General features: G+C 60.7%; 18 protein-coding genes. 8 read left to right on the forward strand and 10 right to left on the reverse strand.

The window, feature by feature from the left end; all coding sequences use genetic code 11:
* Positions 1-180: 180 nt before the first annotated feature.
* Entirely contained in the window at positions 181-462 is a 282-nt protein-coding gene (locus BM317_RS03705) for an HU family DNA-binding protein (RefSeq protein WP_007905514.1), read from the reverse strand.
* Between the two features lie 395 nt (positions 463-857).
* Between BM317_RS03705 and yejK the strand changes: the two genes are divergently transcribed.
* Complete coding sequence (gene yejK, locus BM317_RS03710) at positions 858-1,862, forward strand: nucleoid-associated protein YejK (RefSeq protein WP_014340016.1); 1,005 nt, start codon at positions 858-860, stop codon at positions 1,860-1,862.
* Entirely contained in the window at positions 1,862-2,212 is a 351-nt protein-coding gene (locus BM317_RS03715; protein ID WP_092166264.1) for a glutaredoxin family protein, read from the forward strand. Before yejK ends, BM317_RS03715 begins: the two co-directional genes overlap by 1 nt.
* A gap of 171 nt (positions 2,213-2,383) precedes the next feature.
* On the opposite strand, the gene BM317_RS03720 is transcribed toward BM317_RS03715, so the two are convergent.
* The 5 genes from BM317_RS03720 to BM317_RS03740 form a co-directional block, all read right to left on the reverse strand.
* Positions 2,384-3,319, reverse strand: a complete 936-nt coding sequence (locus BM317_RS03720; RefSeq protein WP_092473126.1) for a glutathione S-transferase family protein — start codon at positions 3,317-3,319, stop codon at positions 2,384-2,386.
* Between the two features lie 80 nt (positions 3,320-3,399).
* A complete protein-coding gene (locus BM317_RS03725; RefSeq protein WP_092166260.1) occupies positions 3,400-3,723 on the reverse strand; it encodes a GIY-YIG nuclease family protein in 324 nt (107 codons plus the stop codon).
* A 40-nt stretch (positions 3,724-3,763) separates the two neighbouring features.
* Complete coding sequence (locus tag BM317_RS03730) at positions 3,764-4,234, reverse strand: nuclear transport factor 2 family protein (protein ID WP_060740798.1); 471 nt, start codon at positions 4,232-4,234, stop codon at positions 3,764-3,766.
* Positions 4,235-4,321: 87 nt separating this feature from the next.
* A complete protein-coding gene (locus BM317_RS03735) occupies positions 4,322-5,626 on the reverse strand; it encodes a CynX/NimT family MFS transporter (protein WP_256574025.1) in 1,305 nt (434 codons plus the stop codon).
* A 13-nt stretch (positions 5,627-5,639) separates the two neighbouring features.
* Entirely contained in the window at positions 5,640-6,299 is a 660-nt protein-coding gene (locus BM317_RS03740; RefSeq protein ID WP_092166257.1) for a FadR/GntR family transcriptional regulator, read from the reverse strand.
* A gap of 164 nt (positions 6,300-6,463) precedes the next feature.
* On the opposite strand from BM317_RS03740, the gene BM317_RS03745 reads away from it, so the two are divergent.
* Together BM317_RS03745 and BM317_RS03750 are read left to right on the forward strand one after the other, a co-directional pair.
* A complete protein-coding gene (locus BM317_RS03745) occupies positions 6,464-6,775 on the forward strand; it encodes a type II toxin-antitoxin system MqsR family toxin (protein WP_053213349.1) in 312 nt (103 codons plus the stop codon).
* Positions 6,772-7,254 (forward strand): type II toxin-antitoxin system MqsA family antitoxin, encoded by a 483-nt coding sequence (locus tag BM317_RS03750; protein WP_092473128.1) that lies wholly within the window; start codon positions 6,772-6,774, stop codon positions 7,252-7,254. The genes BM317_RS03745 and BM317_RS03750 overlap by 4 nt, the downstream gene beginning before the upstream one ends.
* A 59-nt stretch (positions 7,255-7,313) precedes the next feature.
* Here the strand turns inward: BM317_RS03750 and BM317_RS03755 are convergent, their stop codons facing one another.
* From BM317_RS03755 to BM317_RS03770, 4 genes are all read right to left on the reverse strand, one after another.
* Positions 7,314-8,078 (reverse strand): amino acid ABC transporter ATP-binding protein, encoded by a 765-nt coding sequence (locus tag BM317_RS03755; RefSeq protein WP_003178331.1) that lies wholly within the window; start codon positions 8,076-8,078, stop codon positions 7,314-7,316.
* A gap of 11 nt (positions 8,079-8,089) precedes the next feature.
* A complete protein-coding gene (locus BM317_RS03760) occupies positions 8,090-9,187 on the reverse strand; it encodes an amino acid ABC transporter permease (protein WP_092473130.1) in 1,098 nt (365 codons plus the stop codon).
* Positions 9,188-9,197: 10 nt separating this feature from the next.
* On the reverse strand, positions 9,198-10,379 hold the full coding sequence (locus BM317_RS03765) for an amino acid ABC transporter permease (protein WP_092166253.1): 1,182 nt from the start codon (positions 10,377-10,379) through the stop codon (positions 9,198-9,200).
* A gap of 65 nt (positions 10,380-10,444) precedes the next feature.
* Positions 10,445-11,476, reverse strand: coding sequence for an amino acid ABC transporter substrate-binding protein (locus tag BM317_RS03770; protein WP_072408945.1), 1,032 nt, complete (start codon positions 11,474-11,476; stop codon positions 10,445-10,447).
* A gap of 472 nt (positions 11,477-11,948) precedes the next feature.
* Between BM317_RS03770 and BM317_RS03775 the strand changes: the two genes are divergently transcribed.
* The 4 genes from BM317_RS03775 to BM317_RS03790 all read left to right on the forward strand — a co-directional run bounded on the left by BM317_RS03775 (position 11,949) and on the right by BM317_RS03790 (position 16,523).
* On the forward strand, positions 11,949-12,605 hold the full coding sequence (locus tag BM317_RS03775; RefSeq protein WP_092166252.1) for an alpha/beta hydrolase: 657 nt from the start codon (positions 11,949-11,951) through the stop codon (positions 12,603-12,605).
* Positions 12,606-12,703: 98 nt separating this feature from the next.
* Complete coding sequence (gene rhlB / locus BM317_RS03780; protein WP_092166251.1) at positions 12,704-14,167, forward strand: ATP-dependent RNA helicase RhlB; 1,464 nt, start codon at positions 12,704-12,706, stop codon at positions 14,165-14,167.
* Positions 14,168-14,293: 126 nt separating this feature from the next.
* Positions 14,294-15,247 (forward strand): ornithine cyclodeaminase family protein, encoded by a 954-nt coding sequence (locus tag BM317_RS03785; protein ID WP_092166248.1) that lies wholly within the window; start codon positions 14,294-14,296, stop codon positions 15,245-15,247.
* Between the two features lie 148 nt (positions 15,248-15,395).
* Entirely contained in the window at positions 15,396-16,523 is a 1,128-nt protein-coding gene (locus BM317_RS03790; RefSeq protein ID WP_092473132.1) for an NAD(P)/FAD-dependent oxidoreductase, read from the forward strand.
* The last annotated feature ends 72 nt before the right edge of the window (positions 16,524-16,595 follow it).

Consider the following 16,595-nt stretch of genomic DNA (forward strand, 5'->3'; position numbering starts at 1 on the left):
CGAGGGGATTTATCCCCGCTGGGCTGCGAAGCGGCCCTAAAAGCAGTCAACTCGGGTGTCAGGTCTTGCGAGCGCTTCGCGCCCAAGCGGGGATAAATCCCCTCACCACAGGCCACTTTTTCCAAGGCAATAAAAAACCGTGCCCGGATCACTCCGAGGCACGGTTTTTTTACAGCGATCTTACTTGTTGACCGCGTCGGTCAGGCCTTTGGCCACAACCAGCTTGATCACTTTCTTGGCAGCGATTTCGATGGCAGCGCCAGTCGAAGGGTTACGGCCGGTACGGGCAGGACGCTCGGTGACTTTCAGCTTGCCGATACCTGGCAGGGTGATTTCGCCGCCGTTTTCCAGCTGATCGGCAACGATTTGGCCCAGTTGGTCCAAAGCGTTACGCGCGGTGGTTTTTGGCGCGTCGATAGCTTCAGCGATGTCAGCGATCAGTTGGTCTTTAGTAAGAGCCATGTAGTGTTCCTTCCCTATCAAATTCATATGGATTGCAGAGTGCAGTGTCAGCCATCGAGCCCGATCTCTCTGGATCAGGCACCCTCGGCAATCACCACGACGGATCGGGGTAATAGATGCCGAAAACCGGGTTTGGTTCGACCTGACAGATGCTGAATGCACGCTTAACGCAGTGACTTCGCGTAAGACCGGGCAAAACTAGCACAACGCCTCTGAAATATCCGCCTCTAGCTACCCATTTGGTCAGCTTTCTTGCGCTAAAACGTTAAAAAAATGCATATAGGCAGTCGGACGGGCCTGAAAGGTCCTTTGCCGGGTTCCAAAACCAGTGATTGCGGTACACTGGGCCCTTTTCGGGGAGCACGCCCTCCTCTCTTTCATCAGCCGAGAAATCCATGCCGATCCGTCATTGCATCGTCCACCTGATCGACAAAAAACCCGACGGCACCCCTGCGGTGCTCCATGCCCGCGACTCCGAACTGGCAGAGTCCACGGCCATCGAGAACATGCTCGCCGACCTCAACGAAAGCTATAACGCCAAGCAAGGCAAGGCCTGGGGCTTTTTCCATGCCGAGTCCGGGGCGCATCCGTTCAGCGGCTGGCTGAAGGAGTACCTGGATGGCGGGAAGGATTTCACCGCGTTCAGTCGGGTGGCGGTGGAACACCTGCAAAAACTGATGGAAGAGTCCAACCTGTCGGTGGGCGGCCACGTGTTGTTCGCCCATTACCAGCAGGGCATGACCGACTACCTGGCCATCGCCCTGCTGCACCACAGCGAAGGCGTGGCGGTGACCGATGAACTGGACGTGACCCCGTCCCGCCACCTGGACCTGGGCCAGCTGCACCTGGCGGCGCGGATCAACGTGTCGGAATGGCAGAACAACAAACAGTCGAAACAGTACATTTCGTTTATCAAGGGCAAGAACGGCAAGAAGGTCTCGGAGTACTTCCGCGACTTCATCGGCTGCCAGGAAGGCGTCGATGGCCCCGGCGAGACCCGCACCCTGCTCAAGGCCTTCAGTGACTTCGTCGAAAGCGAAGACTTGCCGGAAGACGATGCCCGGGAAAAAACCAAGACCCTGGTGGACTACGCCAGCAGCCAGGCCAAGCTCGGCGAACCCATGGGCCTGGAAGAACTGTCCGAGTTGATCGACGAAGATCGCCCGAAAGCCTTCTACGACCACATCCGCAACAAGGACTACGGGTTGTCGCCGGAAATCCCGGCGGATAAACGCACCCTCAACCAGTTCCGCCGCTTCACCGGTCGCGCCGAAGGCTTGTCCATCAGCTTCGAGGCGCACTTGCTGGGCTCCAAGATCGAGTATGACGAGGAAGCCGGTACGTTGATCATCAAGGGGTTGCCGACCTCGCTGACCGACCAGCTCAAGCGGCGTAATTGATGCTCGCTAGGGCGCTGAAGAAGTTTCTGCTGATTCTGCTGGTAGTGGTCGCGTACCAGAACTGGGGCAAGATCGAGCGGGTGTTCAACCCATCACAGATGGTTTCCGAGCAGGTCCGAACCCATGCTCGGGTCGTGCTGTATGCCACCGACTGGTGCGGCTACTGCAAGGCCACCCGACGGTTCCTGGATGAGAAAGGCGTGCCGTTTCGCGAGTTCGATATCGAGAAGGACCCCGAGGCGCGCAAGGCCTACGAGGCGCTGGGTGGTCGGGGGATTCCGATCCTCGATGTGAATGGCACGTTGATTCGTGGGTACGAGCCGGAGAATATTCTCAAGGCGTTGATGTAATCGATTTGCCCAATATTACGGTGCGTCAGTCATACCGCCTTCGCGAGCAAGCCCGCTCCCACAGTTGGATCTCATTGAACACAATACCTGTGACCAACACAGTTCCACTGTGGGAGCGGGCTTGCTCGCGAATACGGACTCACATCCAATAAAAGTCCAAAGTCTGCACCATCAGCGAGCCTCGATCCGAAACCCGAACCGCGGAAAGTGCACATGCACCACCCCGCCACGCTCATCTTCGCGACGCAGAATCAACTCTTCGCTACCCGCAAACAACAACTCCCCTGCCACCGGATCAACGCCATAGTCCGTCGCGGCGATGGTCACCTGCTGCCCTGCGGTGAACCCGTTCGGCTCTTCGAACGACTCATCCGGCAGCGCTTGCGGTGTCGCGTTGCGGGCAACATCCAAGGCTTCTTCGGCACTTATCTGGCTCGACGCACCATGGCCAAAACCCAGCACCCGCGCCAACCATGCCGAAACAGCCGGATACGCGTCCACCAGCGGCGAGGTCACCGGGGTGCCCTTGAGGAACCACAGCGGATGGGCCATGGCGAAGTCGGCAATCGACGGCTCACCCAACAGGAAATCGCCCTCCTCGCGCTGCAACTGCTGCTCCAGGCGCGCCATGATCGTCGGCCACTGGTGCCTGGCCTGGTCGGCAGGCAAGCGTGTGGTCGTACCACCACTGAACAGCCCGGCGCGGTCGCTGATGAACGCCTTGATGGCTTCAGGCGAGAGCTTGGCGAAACGCACCGCCACGGATTCAGGCTGGAACACCAGGCTCACCGCATGCTGAAACACCACCGAGTCGGCCCAGGCGGCAAAGGACGCGGCCAGCATTTCCCGGCCTTCGGGGAACAGGGCCGGCGAGGCTTTTTCCTGCTCCAGCCGACGGGCGATCAGGGATGTGTCGCAATAGATGTCCGCGCCAATCTGCAATACCGGCGTCTTGCGATAGCCGCCCGTCAGTGCCGTCAGGTCAGGCTTGGGCATCATGGGCGGTATGCTCACCGAACGCCAGGACAGGCCCTTGAAGCCCAGCAGCAGCCGAGCCTTTTCCGCGAAGGGAGACGTTGGGTAATGATGAAGAATCAGCTCTGACATGAGATTCGCCACTGCAGGAAATGAAGTCTTGCAGCTTAGCGCGCCTGACCGGGCCAGCCTACCGGCCTGATAAAGGCCTATCAACCAGGCTGATGAAGCGACAGCGCACTGGCCACCAGGCATTCCTTGGCGCTTTTCCTGAGTTTTTTGATCAGTCGCTCCTGGCGCAGGGCCTCGCCCTTGTCGCGACAGGCCTCGGTATACACCAGGGCCACTGCCGGGCTGGACAGGAAGAAGCGCGCGCCCTTACCGCTTTGATGCTTGGCGAAGCGCCGCACCGGATCATCACTGATGCCGCAGTACAGCGAACCATTGGCGGCCCGTACCAAGTAGACGAACCAGGGTTTGTCCGCTTCGGCTGGGCCTTGCGCAGGCAGATCGGGAGAGAGGTCGGCGGTCGTCACAAGATGTTCAACAGGTGGGCAAAGACAAGCCGCAATCTTATCAGCGACTGCCTTGGAACGCCCGCAACCCCTTCAGCGCCTGGGCCCTGACGGCGTTGCGCACCAGCGGCGTCCACCCCAGCAGCAGGCCCTTGGTGCCCAACGCCTGGCGGGACCAGCGCCACAGATCGAAGCTGTCATGGTGCTCGCAGATCTTGCCATCGCGAAACACGAAGCGCGCCTGGATGTCGTTGATCACGATATTGCCGGTCTGGCTGAACAGGTACGTCGCCACCCAGTGAGCACCGCCGGTACGCTCGTCGCTGCGCACGTTATCGAAGGTCAGGGAAAAGTCCTTGGCCCGGGTCGTCAACATGCGCCACATGTCGCCGGCATCGCGCCCGCGCAGCTCGCCAAACGCCGGATCGCTGAACAGCACGTCGTCGGTGTAACAGGCGCTCATGGCGTCGGCGTCCAGGCGCTGGAAGGCCTGATAAAAACGGGTGATCAAGGCGTTGTGGGCATCACTCATGGACCGGCTCCGAAAAACGTTTCAGTAGGCCTGCACGATAATCTGCCCACGCAGGGAAAACTATCGTCATTCGCCATGAAAATGATATCAACGAAGGTCGGTAACGCGTTCACTCTCGACCCCGACGTACAACGCCCGACCTGCGCCGATGCCCGCGATGATCGCCCCCACGCCAACCACGCCGAAGATCCAGCCGAGGGCGTTCCAGCCACCGGTCAAGTCGTGGACCACCCCCACCGCGAAGGGCCCCAGCGAAGCCAGCGTATAACCGAAGCCCTGGGCCATGCTGGACAGGTTGGCGGCCACATGGGCATCCCGCGAACGCAACACGATCAGCGTGAGCGCCAGGCTGAAGGTTGCGCCCTGCCCCAAGCCCAGCAATATCGCCCAGCCCCACAAGCCATCAATGGGGGCATAGAGGCAACCAAACAGCCCTCCCAAGGTCATGACCATGACGATCACAATGGCCAGGCGCTGGTCCTTGCCACGCGTTGCCAGCCAGGGTGCCGCGAGGGAGCTGATCAATTGCACGATGACCGAGCCGGACAGCACGAGTCCGGCCTGGGTCGGGGTCAGGCCACGTCCAATCAGGATCGAGGGCAACCAGCCAAAGACGATATAGGCCAGGGACGATTGCAGCCCCATGTACAAAGTCACCTGCCAGGCCAGGGGATCACGCAGCAAGCCGCGGACCCGGTACGCCACCTGATGGGCGCCGTGTTTCTGGCCCACTTGCGGCAACCAGAACACCGCAGCCAGCAGCGCCGGGACCACCCAGAATCCCAGGCCCAAGGCCCAGCTGTGTCCAAGGTGCTCGCTCAGCGGCACTGTCGCCCCGGCCGCCAGCGCCGCGCCCAGGCACAGCGCCATGGTGTAGACACCGGTCATGGCACCGGCCTGTCTGGCGAAATCGCGCTTGACGATGCCCGGCAACAGCACGCCGATCACGCCGATGCTCGCACCGGCCAGGATACTGCCGGCGAACAGCCCAACCTGACCGAACGCACTGCGCAGGACAATCCCACCCGCCAGTGCCAGCAAGATCCCCAGCACCACGCGCTCGGCCCCGAAGCGCCGCGCCAGCACTGGCGCCAGCGGCGCGAACAGGCCCAGGCAAAGCACTGGCAACGTGGTCAGCAAACCGGCCTGGGCAGCCGACAGACCCAGGCTTTTTGACACTTCACTGAGCAGCGGCGCCATGCTCGACAACGCCGGCCGCAGGTTCAGCGCCACCAGGATCAGCCCGAGCAGCAACAACCAGGGCCGGCGCACCGACGGCTGGCTCTGCTGGACCTGGGCGTCGTCGGCTTCGGCGTCGATCAACAGTTCTTCGAGTTCGGCGGCGCGTTTGGGCGCCGTCGAGGTGGCAGGGGCAAGCAGATCGCGGGACATGGAAAGCTCGGGTTCAGGGTTCATTGATCAACTGCCGGCACAGGGCCTTGGCCTGCTCCGGGTCTTGGCGTTCGACGGCTTCGAGAATGTCGACGTGCAGGTCGAACACATGTTGATGGCGCGGCTCGATGTTGAGGCTCTGGCGCAACTGCGCGCCGATGACGCTGGAAAAGTAACGATAAAGCTCGCTGAGCGTTGGATTGTGCGCGGCATCCACCAGCAGGCGGTGGAACACCAGGTCGCAGGCGATGTAATGCTCCAGGTCGCCGTGGTAATGCTCGCCACTGGCCTGGAGCGCCTTGCGCAAGGCCAGCAAGTCATCTTCGGTACGCCGCAGCGCGGCCAGGCCGATGGCCTCGACTTCGAGGATATGCCGGGTTTCCCGGGCCTGGTCCAGCGAACAGCGCGACAGCACCTTGAGGGTATCGAGCGGGTCCACCGTCGCCCGTACATAACTGCCGTCACCCTGGCGAATCTCGATCAGCCCGGAAAACGCCAGCACGCGCATGGCTTCGCGCACGGTGTTGCGGCTAATACCCAGCTCGGCCACCAACTCGGGCTCGGTGGGCAAACGCTGGCCCACGACCCACACGCCATCACTGATGCGCTGGCGCAGTTGGTCCAGGGCTTGATCGACTAAGGATCGCTTAATTAATGGAGAAATATCTGACATGGAATTCACCCTTTCATCCAATCATAGGATGAATTTTCTGACATGTTAGTCAGCTTCGCGTAGGACGGCAACCGCCTAGGGTCAACGGGAGGTAAAGAAACGAGATTTTCGATTAGTAAAAATTACCCTTTGAGGGTAATTTTAAGGACAAGGCACGCCGTTCTATGGAAAAGAACACACCCCACTACGCCTTGGCGGCGATACAGGCAGATGTCAGGCGGCTTAAAGGGAAAGCTTTCACCAGCACTGCGAAGAACACTGCTCGGACGCTCGGTTTAAACGTCTCGGACATGCAGCAGGTCATCCACGGGCTTGAGCGAAAACAGTTCTACAAATCGATGACCACCTATGACGATCATCGAGTCTGGCATGACGTCTACCACGCCAATTCACACGGTCTGCAGATTTACCTGAAGGTGACGTACCGCCCCAGCGGAGGCCCACCGGTAATTTCCTTCAAGGAGAAAAACTCATGAAACACCAGCAATGCTTCAGCTGTGGTGCCCCGGAAGGCATGTTGCATTTCGAAGGCCGCGGCGAAACCATGAGCGTCAAGGGGCTGGAGCGCCGGATCGATGACTTGTCTGGCTGGGAATGTCAGATGTGCGGCGAAGTCGAGCTCGATTCTAGCTGCTCGGATCGCTACGACCACGCAGGTGATGAGCTGGTCAACGCGGCCAGGCGAATGATCGGCGAAGAGATCAAACGTGTCCGGCGCAAACTGCATCTATCGCAAAAGGAAGCGGTACTGCTGCTATCGGGCGGTGGACACAATGCGTTTTCCCGCTACGAGCGCGGCGAGGTAGTGCCACCCAAGGCGGTGATCTTGCTGATGCGCCTGCTTGATCGCTATCCGCATTTGCTTGCCGATGTCCATGCCTTCGCTGAAGACGCAGACTTGCGGCAATTCAAAACGACGGTGCACAAGGAACACGAGACCCTCACGGCTTGCTGAGCGACCCATTAAAAACAAACCCGGACACGTCCGGGTTTATTTCACTGCCTAAGACCGGATCAATGCAGGATCTGGCTCAGGAACAGCTTGGTGCGATCATTCTGCGGGTTATCGAAGAAGTCGTTTGGAGCGGCCTGTTCGACGATTTCACCCTTGTCCATGAAGATCACGCGGTTGGCCACGGTGCGGGCAAAGCCCATTTCGTGGGTCACGCAGAGCATGGTCATGCCGTCTTCAGCCAGGCCGATCATGGTGTCGAGTACTTCCTTCACCATTTCCGGGTCGAGGGCCGAGGTCGGCTCGTCGAACAGCATGATTTTCGGCTTCATGCACAGGGCACGGGCGATGGCCACACGCTGCTGCTGACCACCGGAGAGCTGGCCCGGGTACTTGTGCGCCTGCTCTGGAATGCGCACGCGCTCCAGGTAATGCATGGCGATTTCCTCGGCCTTGCGCTTGGGCATCTTGCGTACCCACATCGGCGCCAGGGTGCAGTTCTGCAGGATGGTCAGGTGCGGGAACAGGTTGAAGTGCTGGAACACCATGCCGACTTCACGGCGGATCGCTTCGATCTGCTTGAGGTCGTTGGTCAGTTCCACGCCGTCGACCACGATGCGACCCTGCTGGTGCTCTTCCAGGCGGTTGAGGCAGCGGATGGTGGTGGACTTGCCGGAGCCCGACGGGCCGCACAGCACGATACGCTCGCCCTGCTTGACGTTCAGGTTGATGTCTTTCAACACGTGGAACTGGCCGTACCACTTGTTGACGCCCTGCATCTGAATAATGCCTTCAGGGCTCACAGGCTGTTTGATCGCTTCACTCATAAACTACGCTCCTAACGCTTGTGGCCAGTGTCCAGCTTGCGTTCCAAATGCATGGAATAGCGGGACATACCAAAACAGAAAATCCAGAACACCAGGGCAGCGAACACATAGCCTTCAGTGGCCATGCCCAGCCATTTCGGGTCGGCGGCAGCTTGTTTCACGCTGTTGAGCAGATCGAACAGGCCGATAATGATTACCAGGCTGGTGTCCTTGAACAACGCAATGAAGGTGTTGACGATACCCGGGATCACCAGCTTCAGAGCTTGCGGCAGAATCACCAGGCCCATGCTGCGCCAGTACCCCAGGCCCATCGCCGCGGCCGCTTCGTACTGGCCCTTGGGAATGGCTTGCAGGCCGCCACGCACCACTTCGGCCACGTAGGCCGACTGGAACAGGATCACCCCGATCAGTGCCCGCAGCAGCTTGTCGAAGTTCATGCCTTCGGGCAGGAACAGCGGCAGCATCACCGACGACATGAACAGCACCGTGATCAACGGCACACCGCGCCAGAACTCGATGAAGGTCACACAGACCACACGGATCGCCGGCATGTTCGAACGCCGGCCCAGGGCCAGGACGATACCCAGCGGCAGCGCGCCGGCGATACCGACGGTGGCGATCACCAGGGTCAGCATCAGGCCGCCCCATTGGCTGGTTGCCACCGCGGCCAAGCCGAACACTCCGCCGTGCAACAGGCACCAGGCAATGATCGGGTACAGCACCAGGAAGCTCAGGCCGTAGATCGCCTTGCGCGGGAAGCGCGAGATGAACAGCGGCGCTACACCGAGTACCGCCAACCACACGGTCAGGTCTACGCGCCAGCGCAGGTCCGTCGGGTAGTAGCCATACATGAACTGGCCGAAACGCTGCTGGATGAACACCCAGCAGGCGCCTTCCTTGGTGCAGTCGGCCTGGGTGGTGCCGACCCAGTTGGCATCGAGAATCGCCCAATCGAGAATCGGCGGAACCACCAGGTAGATCAAGTAGAACGCAAACAACGTCAGCAAGGTGTTGAGCCAGCTGGAGAACATGTTCGCGCGCATCCACGCCACCACGCCGATGCTGTTGCTCGGAGGGGGCATGTCAGGTTTGAAAGTATGGGATGTCATGCGCGTTTCCTCACCGCTCGATCAGCGCAATGCGCTTGTTGTACCAGTTCATCAGCAGGGAAATGCTGATACTGATCGCCAGGTACACGCTCATGGTGATAGCAATGACTTCAATGGCCTGCCCGGTCTGGTTCAGCACCGTACCGGCAAACAACGAAACCATTTCCGGGTAACCGATACCGGCCGCCAGCGAAGAGTTTTTCGCCAGGTTCAGGTATTGGCTGGTCAACGGCGGGATGATCACGCGCAGGGCTTGCGGGATGATCACCTTGCGCAAGGTCGGACCGTTGCGCAGGCCCAGCGAGTGAGCCGCCTCGGTCTGGCCATGGCTGACCGACTTGATGCCCGAGCGCACGATCTCGGCGATGAACGCCGCGGTGTACACGGTCAAGGCGAGGGTCAAGGCCAGCAGCTCGGGAATCAGTACCCACCCACCGACGAAGTTGAAGCCCTTGAGCTGCGGCATTTCCCAATGCACGGGAGCGCCGAAGATCAGCGCGCACAACGCAGGGATCACCAGGAACAGCGCCAGGCCCACCCAGAATTTATGGAACGGCTCGCCGGTCGCTTCGAAACGCTTGTTGGCCCAGCGGGTCATCAGCACGATGGCGACGATCGCCAGCACGACACTGGCCACGAACGGCCAGAATCCTTCCGCCACCAACGCTGCCGGCATGTTCAGGCCGCGGCTGCTGACAAAGAAGGTGTCCCCGAAGTTATGGCTGTTGCGCGGCCCCGGCATGGTCAGGAACACCGCGAAATACCAGAACAGGATCTGTAGCAGCGGTGGGATGTTGCGGAAAACCTCCACATACACGGTGGCTACTTTGGCGATGATCCAGTTTTTCGACAGTCGGGCCACGCCGACAATGAAACCAAGGATTGTTGCCAGGATCACGCCGATGAACGTCACCAGCAGAGTGTTGAGCAACCCGATGACAAAGACGCGGGCATAACTGTCCGCTTCGGTGTAGTCGATCAGGGTTTGAGCGATGCCAAAACCGGCACTGCGCTCCAGGAAGCTGAAACCGGAAGTGATGCCCCGGTGCTCGAGGTTGGTCTGCGTGTTATCGAACAGAAACCAGCCCAGCGAAATAACCGCCACGATGGTGACGATCTGAAATACCCACGCACGCACTCGTGGATCGCTGAGGCTGAGCCTCTGCTTAGGTGCGCCGATTGAATTTTGCATGAAGTGCCCCGCAAGGAATGGAACAGAACATCACCCGGTGGTTGGCCCACCGGGTGATAGAACCATCAGCGCACTGGTGGTGCGTATTGAATGCCGCCAGCGTTCCACAGAGCGTTCAGGCCGCGATCGATTTCCAACGGAGTGCCCTTGCCGAGGTTACGCTCGAACACTTCACCGTAGTTGCCGACTTGCTTGACGATCTGTACGACCCAGTCTTTCGGCAGTTTCAGGTCCTTGCCGTATTCCCCGTCTGCACCGAGCATACGCGCGACGTCAGGGTTCTTGGTGGCCTTGGCTTCAGCTTCGACGTTTTTCGAAGAGATACCGGCTTCTTCAGTGTTGAGCATGGCATAGCCAGTCCAGCGCACAACGGCCAGCCACTCGTCATCGCCATTACGCACGACCGGACCCAGAGGCTCCTTGGAGATGGTTTCCGGCAGAACCACATAGTCCTTCGGCGAAGCCAGCTTGCTGCGCTGGGCGAACAGTTGGGACTTGTCGGAAGTCAGCACGTCGCAACGGCCGGATTCCAGCGACTTGGCGCTTTCATCGGAGGTGTCGAAGGTGATCGGGGTGTATTTCAGGCCGTTGCCGCGGAAGTAGTCGGAAACGTTCAGCTCGGTGGTGGTACCGGCCTGGATGCAGATGGTTGCACCGTCCAGTTCCTTGGCACTCTTGACGCCCAGCTTGTTGTTAACCAGGAAGCCGATGCCATCGTAATAAGTGATGAAGCCTGGGAATTTCAGGCCCATGCCGGCATCACGGGAGCTGGTCATGGTGGTGTTGCGCGACAGGATGTCGATTTCGCCGGATTGCAGCGCGGTGAAGCGCTCCTTGGCGTTCAACTGGCTGAACTTGACCTTGGTCGCATCGCCGAATACCGCAGCGGCAACGGCACGGCAGAAGTCAGCGTCGATACCGACGATCTTGCCGGTCGAATCAGGCACCGAGAAACCCGGCAAGCCATCACTCACACCACATTGCACAAAACCTTTCTTCTTCACGGCATCCAGGGTTGCACCCGCCTGAGCGAACCCGCTGACACCCAGTACTGCTGCTGCAGTGACGATTGCCAGGGTGGATTTCAGTAACTTCATTCAAACCTCCAGTTTTGCTCTTGTTGTGTCGGAGCTCGAGCCCTGTCGCACCCTTTTGAGGCATTGCCGACCCTTGTTGGCTTTTTTTAGGGTCAACCGACGTCTGGACCTTCGCTATGAGTCTAATAATGAGGATGTCCGTAAACAGTGGTCATGCTCATCTCTCACCAATCGGCCGAACGGGCTGTAGCCCTTCACGTTCGCGAAGCCCGTAGCGGCTGCTGGCGAACATTCATCACCGGATTTCTGATATCCCATGCGACGCGTCTAACTGATAGTGTTACCGCGCAGCGTAAGAATCATCACTCAGCAACCCCATAGCAAAGCCCGTACCAGACCGCTGCGCTTGGGCCATGTAGAACACGTCAAGACAAAAACTTTCAACTTTGCGACATCTAATTAACTGAGGCACCGGGAACGCACTGTAATCACGCACTGATTGGGCGCACCCGCACAGATTTGGAGCACGACCATGACCGACCCCTTGATTCTCGAGCCCAGCGGCACTGTTGACGCGTGCGTTATCTGGCTCCACGGCCTGGGCGCCGATCGTTATGATTTCCTGCCAGTGGCCGAAATGCTGCAGCAAAAACTGCTCACCACACGTTTCGTTCTACCCCAGGCGCCAACCCAGCCAGTAACGATCAACGGCGGCTATGAGATGCCCAGTTGGTACGACATCCGCGCCTTGAGCCCGGCGCGGGCCATTGACGAACAGCAACTCGAAGCCTCGGCGCAACGGGTCATCGACCTGGTCGAAACCCAGCGAGCCAGCGGAATAGACGCCTCGCGGATTTTCCTCGCCGGTTTTTCCCAGGGGGGCGCGGTGGTCTATCACACCGCCTTCGTGAAATGGCAGGGGCCACTGGGCGGCGTGATCGCGCTGTCTACTTATGCACCGACGTTCAGCGATGAACTGCAATTGTCGGCCAGCCAGCAACGCATTCCGGTCCTGGCCCTGCACGGCCAATACGACGAAGTGGTACTCAACCCCATGGGCCGGACCGCAAAAGAGTACTTGAAGCAGCATGGTGTCACCGTGACATGGCAGGAATACCCAATGGGCCACGAAGTGTTACCCGAGGAGATTCATGACATCGGCACCTGGCTGGCCGAACGGTTGCGCTAAGAGGCCAAACGCCACGCCGGTCCTTTGACGATCCCACTACGCCGCGCCCGTTTCTTGCATTACACTGGCCGGCGTACATTCCTTAACCAATCGATGAGATGACCGTGCTCAAAGCACTCAAGAAGATGTTCGGTAAAAGCGAGGCCGAGCAACTCGCGCCTGGCTCCACTGCGCCGACCCACGGCCCGAGCCGTACCGATGCGCAACAACCGCGCCGGACGGCCCCCGTCGCACAGGCGAAAAAAGAACCCGTCGCCCAGCCTGTTACGCCCCCCGAGCCCGAGACACCCCGCAACGAAGCCCCCCGGCCGCGCCGCGAACGCGCACCGAAACCGCCGGTCGTCGCCTGGAAACTCGAGGACTTCGCCGTAGAACCCCAGGAAGGCAAGACGCGCTTCCACGACTTCAAGCTCGCCCCGGAACTGATGCATGCCATCCAGGACCTGGGTTTCCCATATTGCACACCGATCCAGGCGCAAGTGCTGGGCTTCACCCTCGCCGGCAAGGACGCCATCGGTCGCGCCCAGACCGGCACCGGCAAGACGGCCGCGTTCCTGATTTCCATCATCACCCAGCTGCTCCAGACCCCACCGCCCAAGGAACGCTACATGGGCGAACCGCGGGCACTGATCATCGCGCCGACCCGCGAGCTGGTGGTGCAGATCGCCAAAGACGCCGCCGACCTGACCAAGTACACCGGCCTGAACGTCATGACGTTCGTGGGCGGCATGGATTTCGACAAGCAGCTCAAGCACCTCGAAGCCCGCCATTGCGACATCCTGGTCGCCACGCCGGGCCGTCTGCTGGACTTCAACCAGCGCGGCGACGTGCACCTGGACATGGTCGAAGTGATGGTACTGGACGAAGCCGACCGCATGCTCGACATGGGCTTCATCCCGCAAGTGCGCCAGATCATTCGCCAGACCCCACCCAAAAGCGAACGCCAGACCCTGCTGTTCTCCGCCACTTTCACCGAGGACGTGATGAACCTGGCGAAGCAGTGGACCACCGACCCGGCCATCGTCGAGATCGAAGCCGAGAACGTCGCCAGCGAAAACGTCGAGCAACATATCTACGCGGTCGCTGGTGCCGACAAGTACAAGCTGCTCTACAACCTGGTCAACGACAACGGTTGGGAGCGCGTGATGGTGTTCGCCAACCGCAAGGACGAAGTGCGGCGCATCGAAGAACGCCTGGTGCGCGATGGCGTCAACGCGGCCCAACTGTCGGGCGATGTGCCACAGCACAAGCGCATCAAGACCCTCGAAGGTTTCCGCGAGGGCAAGATCCGCGTGCTGGTGGCCACCGACGTGGCCGGTCGCGGGATTCATATCGACGGGATCAGCCATGTGATCAACTTCACCCTGCCGGAAGTGCCGGATGACTACGTGCACCGTATCGGCCGTACCGGGCGTGCCGGGGCCGCCGGGGTTTCGATCAGCTTCGCCGGTGAAGATGATTCCTACCAGTTGCCGTCGATCGAGGCGCTGCTGGGACGCAAGATCAGCTGTGAAATGCCGCCGACCCATCTGCTTCGCCCGGTTGAGCGCAAGCGCTCCTGACCGTCGCGACAACGAACAGAAAGCGCAGCCCTGAAAGCTGCGCTTTTTTTTCGCCCGGGATATTGCCCGAATAAACTAAAAGTCCATAATAGACAAATTAGTTTAAGTGGCACTCCGGAGTCCACGATGCCCAGCACGCCCTACGTGATGAACCAAGTCCAGGCCCGAGAACTGCTCGGACAAATCGACGTGCCGCAGATCCTGCGCAATCTGTTCCGCGATCTCGCCGCCGGGCAAGCGGTGCAGCCCGCCCAGCAACTCGTGGAATTTCCCCAGGGGGCCGGGGACTTCATCAACTACCTGGGCGTGCTGGCGCAAGACCAGGTCTATGGGGTCAAGACCTCGCCCTATATCGTGCGCGAGCAAGGCCCATTGGTGACCGCCTGGACCTTGCTGATGTCGATGCAGACCGGCCAGCCGCTGCTGCTGTGCGACGCCGCCGAGCTGACCACCGCCCGTACCGCCGCCACCACCGCTGTCGCCGTCGATGCCCTCGCCCCGCACAACGCCAGGCGCCTGGCGGTCATCGGCAGCGGCGCGGTGGCCCAGGCGCACGTGCACTACGTCAAGAACCTGCGGGACTGGCAAGGCATCCGCCTCTACTCACCAGGCCTGAAGACCAAGTCGGCACAGGAACGTGCCTCGCTCACCGGCCTGGATCCGCGCCTGCAAATCACCGACACCCTCGAAGCGGCGCTGCAGGACGTCGATGTGGTGATGCTCTGCACTTCGTCCGCCAAAGCAGTGCTCGACCCGCAGACCTTGGGCAAATCGGCGCTGATCACCTCCATCAGCACCAACGCCCCACGCGCCCACGAAATACCGCCCCAGCGCCTCAACGACATGGACGTGTTCTGCGACTATCGTCAGACCACCCCGGGCTCGGCCGGTGAAATGCTGATCGCCGGCGAACAGCACGGCTGGGAGGCATCGCGCATCGTCGGCGACTTGCCTGAATTACTCAGCGAACACGTGGCGCGTCCCGACTACCAACGCCACGTATTCTTCCGCTCGATCGGCCTGGGGCTGGAGGATGTTGCGCTGGCGAATGCGCTTTACCGTTTGCACCGCAATATCTGACACAACTCGATTTCCTGTGGGAGCGGGCTTGCTCGCGAAAGCGGTGTGCCAGCCACATCAATGTTGAATGTGCTGCCGCCTTCGCGAGCAAGCCCGCTCCCACCAGGGTCTGGCGAACGCCCGGCAATGTGCTCTACAGGAGAGCTTCATGACCTCAGCAGACTTCATCATCATCGGCGGCGGCATTGCCGGTGCTTCCACCGGTTACTGGCTGGCGCCCCACGGCCGGGTGATTGTGCTCGAACGCGAATCCCATCCGGCCTATCACTCCACCGGACGTTCGGCGGCGCTGTACACCGCCGCCTACGGCACCCCGCAGGTGCGGGCGCTGACCCAGGCCAGCCGGGATTTTTTCGACGCCCCGCCGGCCGGTTTCTGCGAGCACCCATTGCTCAGTCCACGGGGCGAAATGACCGTGGATTTCACCGGTGACCCGGCCGAGCTGAACAACCAGTACCTGAGCGCCAAGGCCACGGTGCCGCAGATGCAACTGCTCAGCGCCGATGAAGCCTGTGTGCGGCTGCCGATCCTGCGACGGGACAAGGTCCACGGCGCGATCTATGACCCGACGGCCTGCGACATCGACACCGACGCCCTGCACCAGGGCTACTTGCGCGGCATTCGCCGCAATGGCGGTGAAGTGCACACCGACAGCGAAGTACTGGGCCTGAGCCGCGACGACCAGGGACATTGGCAGGTGAAGACAACCAGCCAGAGCTTCACCGCCCCCATCGTGATCAACGCCGCCGGTGCCTGGGCCGATCAGGTGGCCGACCTGGCTGGCGCCCGGAAGCTGGGGCTGCAGCCCAAGCGGCGTGCGGCATTCATCTTCGCCGGCCCCGAAGGCGTGGATATCCATGACTGGCCGATGCTGGTGAGCCTGGACGAATCCTTCTACATGAAGCCCGACGCCGGCATGTTCCTCGGCTCGCCGGCCAACGCCGACCCGGTGGAACCTCACGACGTCCAGCCGGAAGAACTGGACATCGCCATGGGCATCTACCAGATCGAAGAAGCCACCACCCTGACCATCCGCCGCCCGACCCGTACCTGGGCCGGATTGCGCAGTTTCGTCCACGACGGTGATCTGCTGTCCGGTTTCGATCCACAGGTGCCTGGACTGTTCTGGGTCGCGGCCCAGGGCGGCTACGGCATCCAGACGTCACCGGCCATGGGCCAGGCCAGCGCGGCGCTGGTGCGTGGCGAACCGCTGCCCGAAGCCCTGGCCCGTTTCGGCCTGAGCAGCGCCATGCTCTCCCCCGAGCGCTTGGGGTGAGCCAACCGGCGTGACGCATCGCCACGATTGCGGCACACTTCCCGCGCCCCTGTTCCACGGGGCGCTGACGCT

Origin of the sequence: Pseudomonas sp. NFACC24-1, assembly GCF_900115235.1 — a bacterium.
Taxonomy (GTDB): Bacteria; Pseudomonadota; Gammaproteobacteria; order Pseudomonadales; family Pseudomonadaceae; genus Aquipseudomonas; species Aquipseudomonas fluorescens_AA.

Excerpts from the sequence above, each read along its gene's own strand:
- BM317_RS03705 (WP_007905514.1), bottom strand. The coding sequence starts at position 462 with ATGGCTCTTACTAAAGACCAACTGATCGCTGACATCGCTGAAGCTATC.
- yejK (WP_014340016.1), top strand. The coding sequence starts at position 858 with ATGCCGATCCGTCATTGCATCGTCCACCTGATCGACAAAAAACCCGAC.
- BM317_RS03715 (WP_092166264.1), top strand. The coding sequence starts at position 1,862 with ATGCTCGCTAGGGCGCTGAAGAAGTTTCTGCTGATTCTGCTGGTAGTG.
- BM317_RS03720 (WP_092473126.1), bottom strand. The coding sequence starts at position 3,319 with ATGTCAGAGCTGATTCTTCATCATTACCCAACGTCTCCCTTCGCGGAA.
- BM317_RS03730 (WP_060740798.1), bottom strand. The coding sequence starts at position 4,234 with ATGAGTGATGCCCACAACGCCTTGATCACCCGTTTTTATCAGGCCTTC.
- BM317_RS03735 (WP_256574025.1), bottom strand. The coding sequence starts at position 5,626 with ATGTCCCGCGATCTGCTTGCCCCTGCCACCTCGACGGCGCCCAAACGC.
- BM317_RS03740 (WP_092166257.1), bottom strand. The coding sequence starts at position 6,299 with ATGTCAGATATTTCTCCATTAATTAAGCGATCCTTAGTCGATCAAGCC.
- BM317_RS03745 (WP_053213349.1), top strand. The coding sequence starts at position 6,464 with ATGGAAAAGAACACACCCCACTACGCCTTGGCGGCGATACAGGCAGAT.
- BM317_RS03750 (WP_092473128.1), top strand. The coding sequence starts at position 6,772 with ATGAAACACCAGCAATGCTTCAGCTGTGGTGCCCCGGAAGGCATGTTG.
- BM317_RS03755 (WP_003178331.1), bottom strand. The coding sequence starts at position 8,078 with ATGAGTGAAGCGATCAAACAGCCTGTGAGCCCTGAAGGCATTATTCAG.
- BM317_RS03760 (WP_092473130.1), bottom strand. The coding sequence starts at position 9,187 with ATGACATCCCATACTTTCAAACCTGACATGCCCCCTCCGAGCAACAGC.
- BM317_RS03765 (WP_092166253.1), bottom strand. The coding sequence starts at position 10,379 with ATGCAAAATTCAATCGGCGCACCTAAGCAGAGGCTCAGCCTCAGCGAT.
- BM317_RS03770 (WP_072408945.1), bottom strand. The coding sequence starts at position 11,476 with ATGAAGTTACTGAAATCCACCCTGGCAATCGTCACTGCAGCAGCAGTA.
- BM317_RS03775 (WP_092166252.1), top strand. The coding sequence starts at position 11,949 with ATGACCGACCCCTTGATTCTCGAGCCCAGCGGCACTGTTGACGCGTGC.
- rhlB (WP_092166251.1), top strand. The coding sequence starts at position 12,704 with ATGACCGTGCTCAAAGCACTCAAGAAGATGTTCGGTAAAAGCGAGGCC.
- BM317_RS03785 (WP_092166248.1), top strand. The coding sequence starts at position 14,294 with ATGCCCAGCACGCCCTACGTGATGAACCAAGTCCAGGCCCGAGAACTG.
- BM317_RS03790 (WP_092473132.1), top strand. The coding sequence starts at position 15,396 with ATGACCTCAGCAGACTTCATCATCATCGGCGGCGGCATTGCCGGTGCT.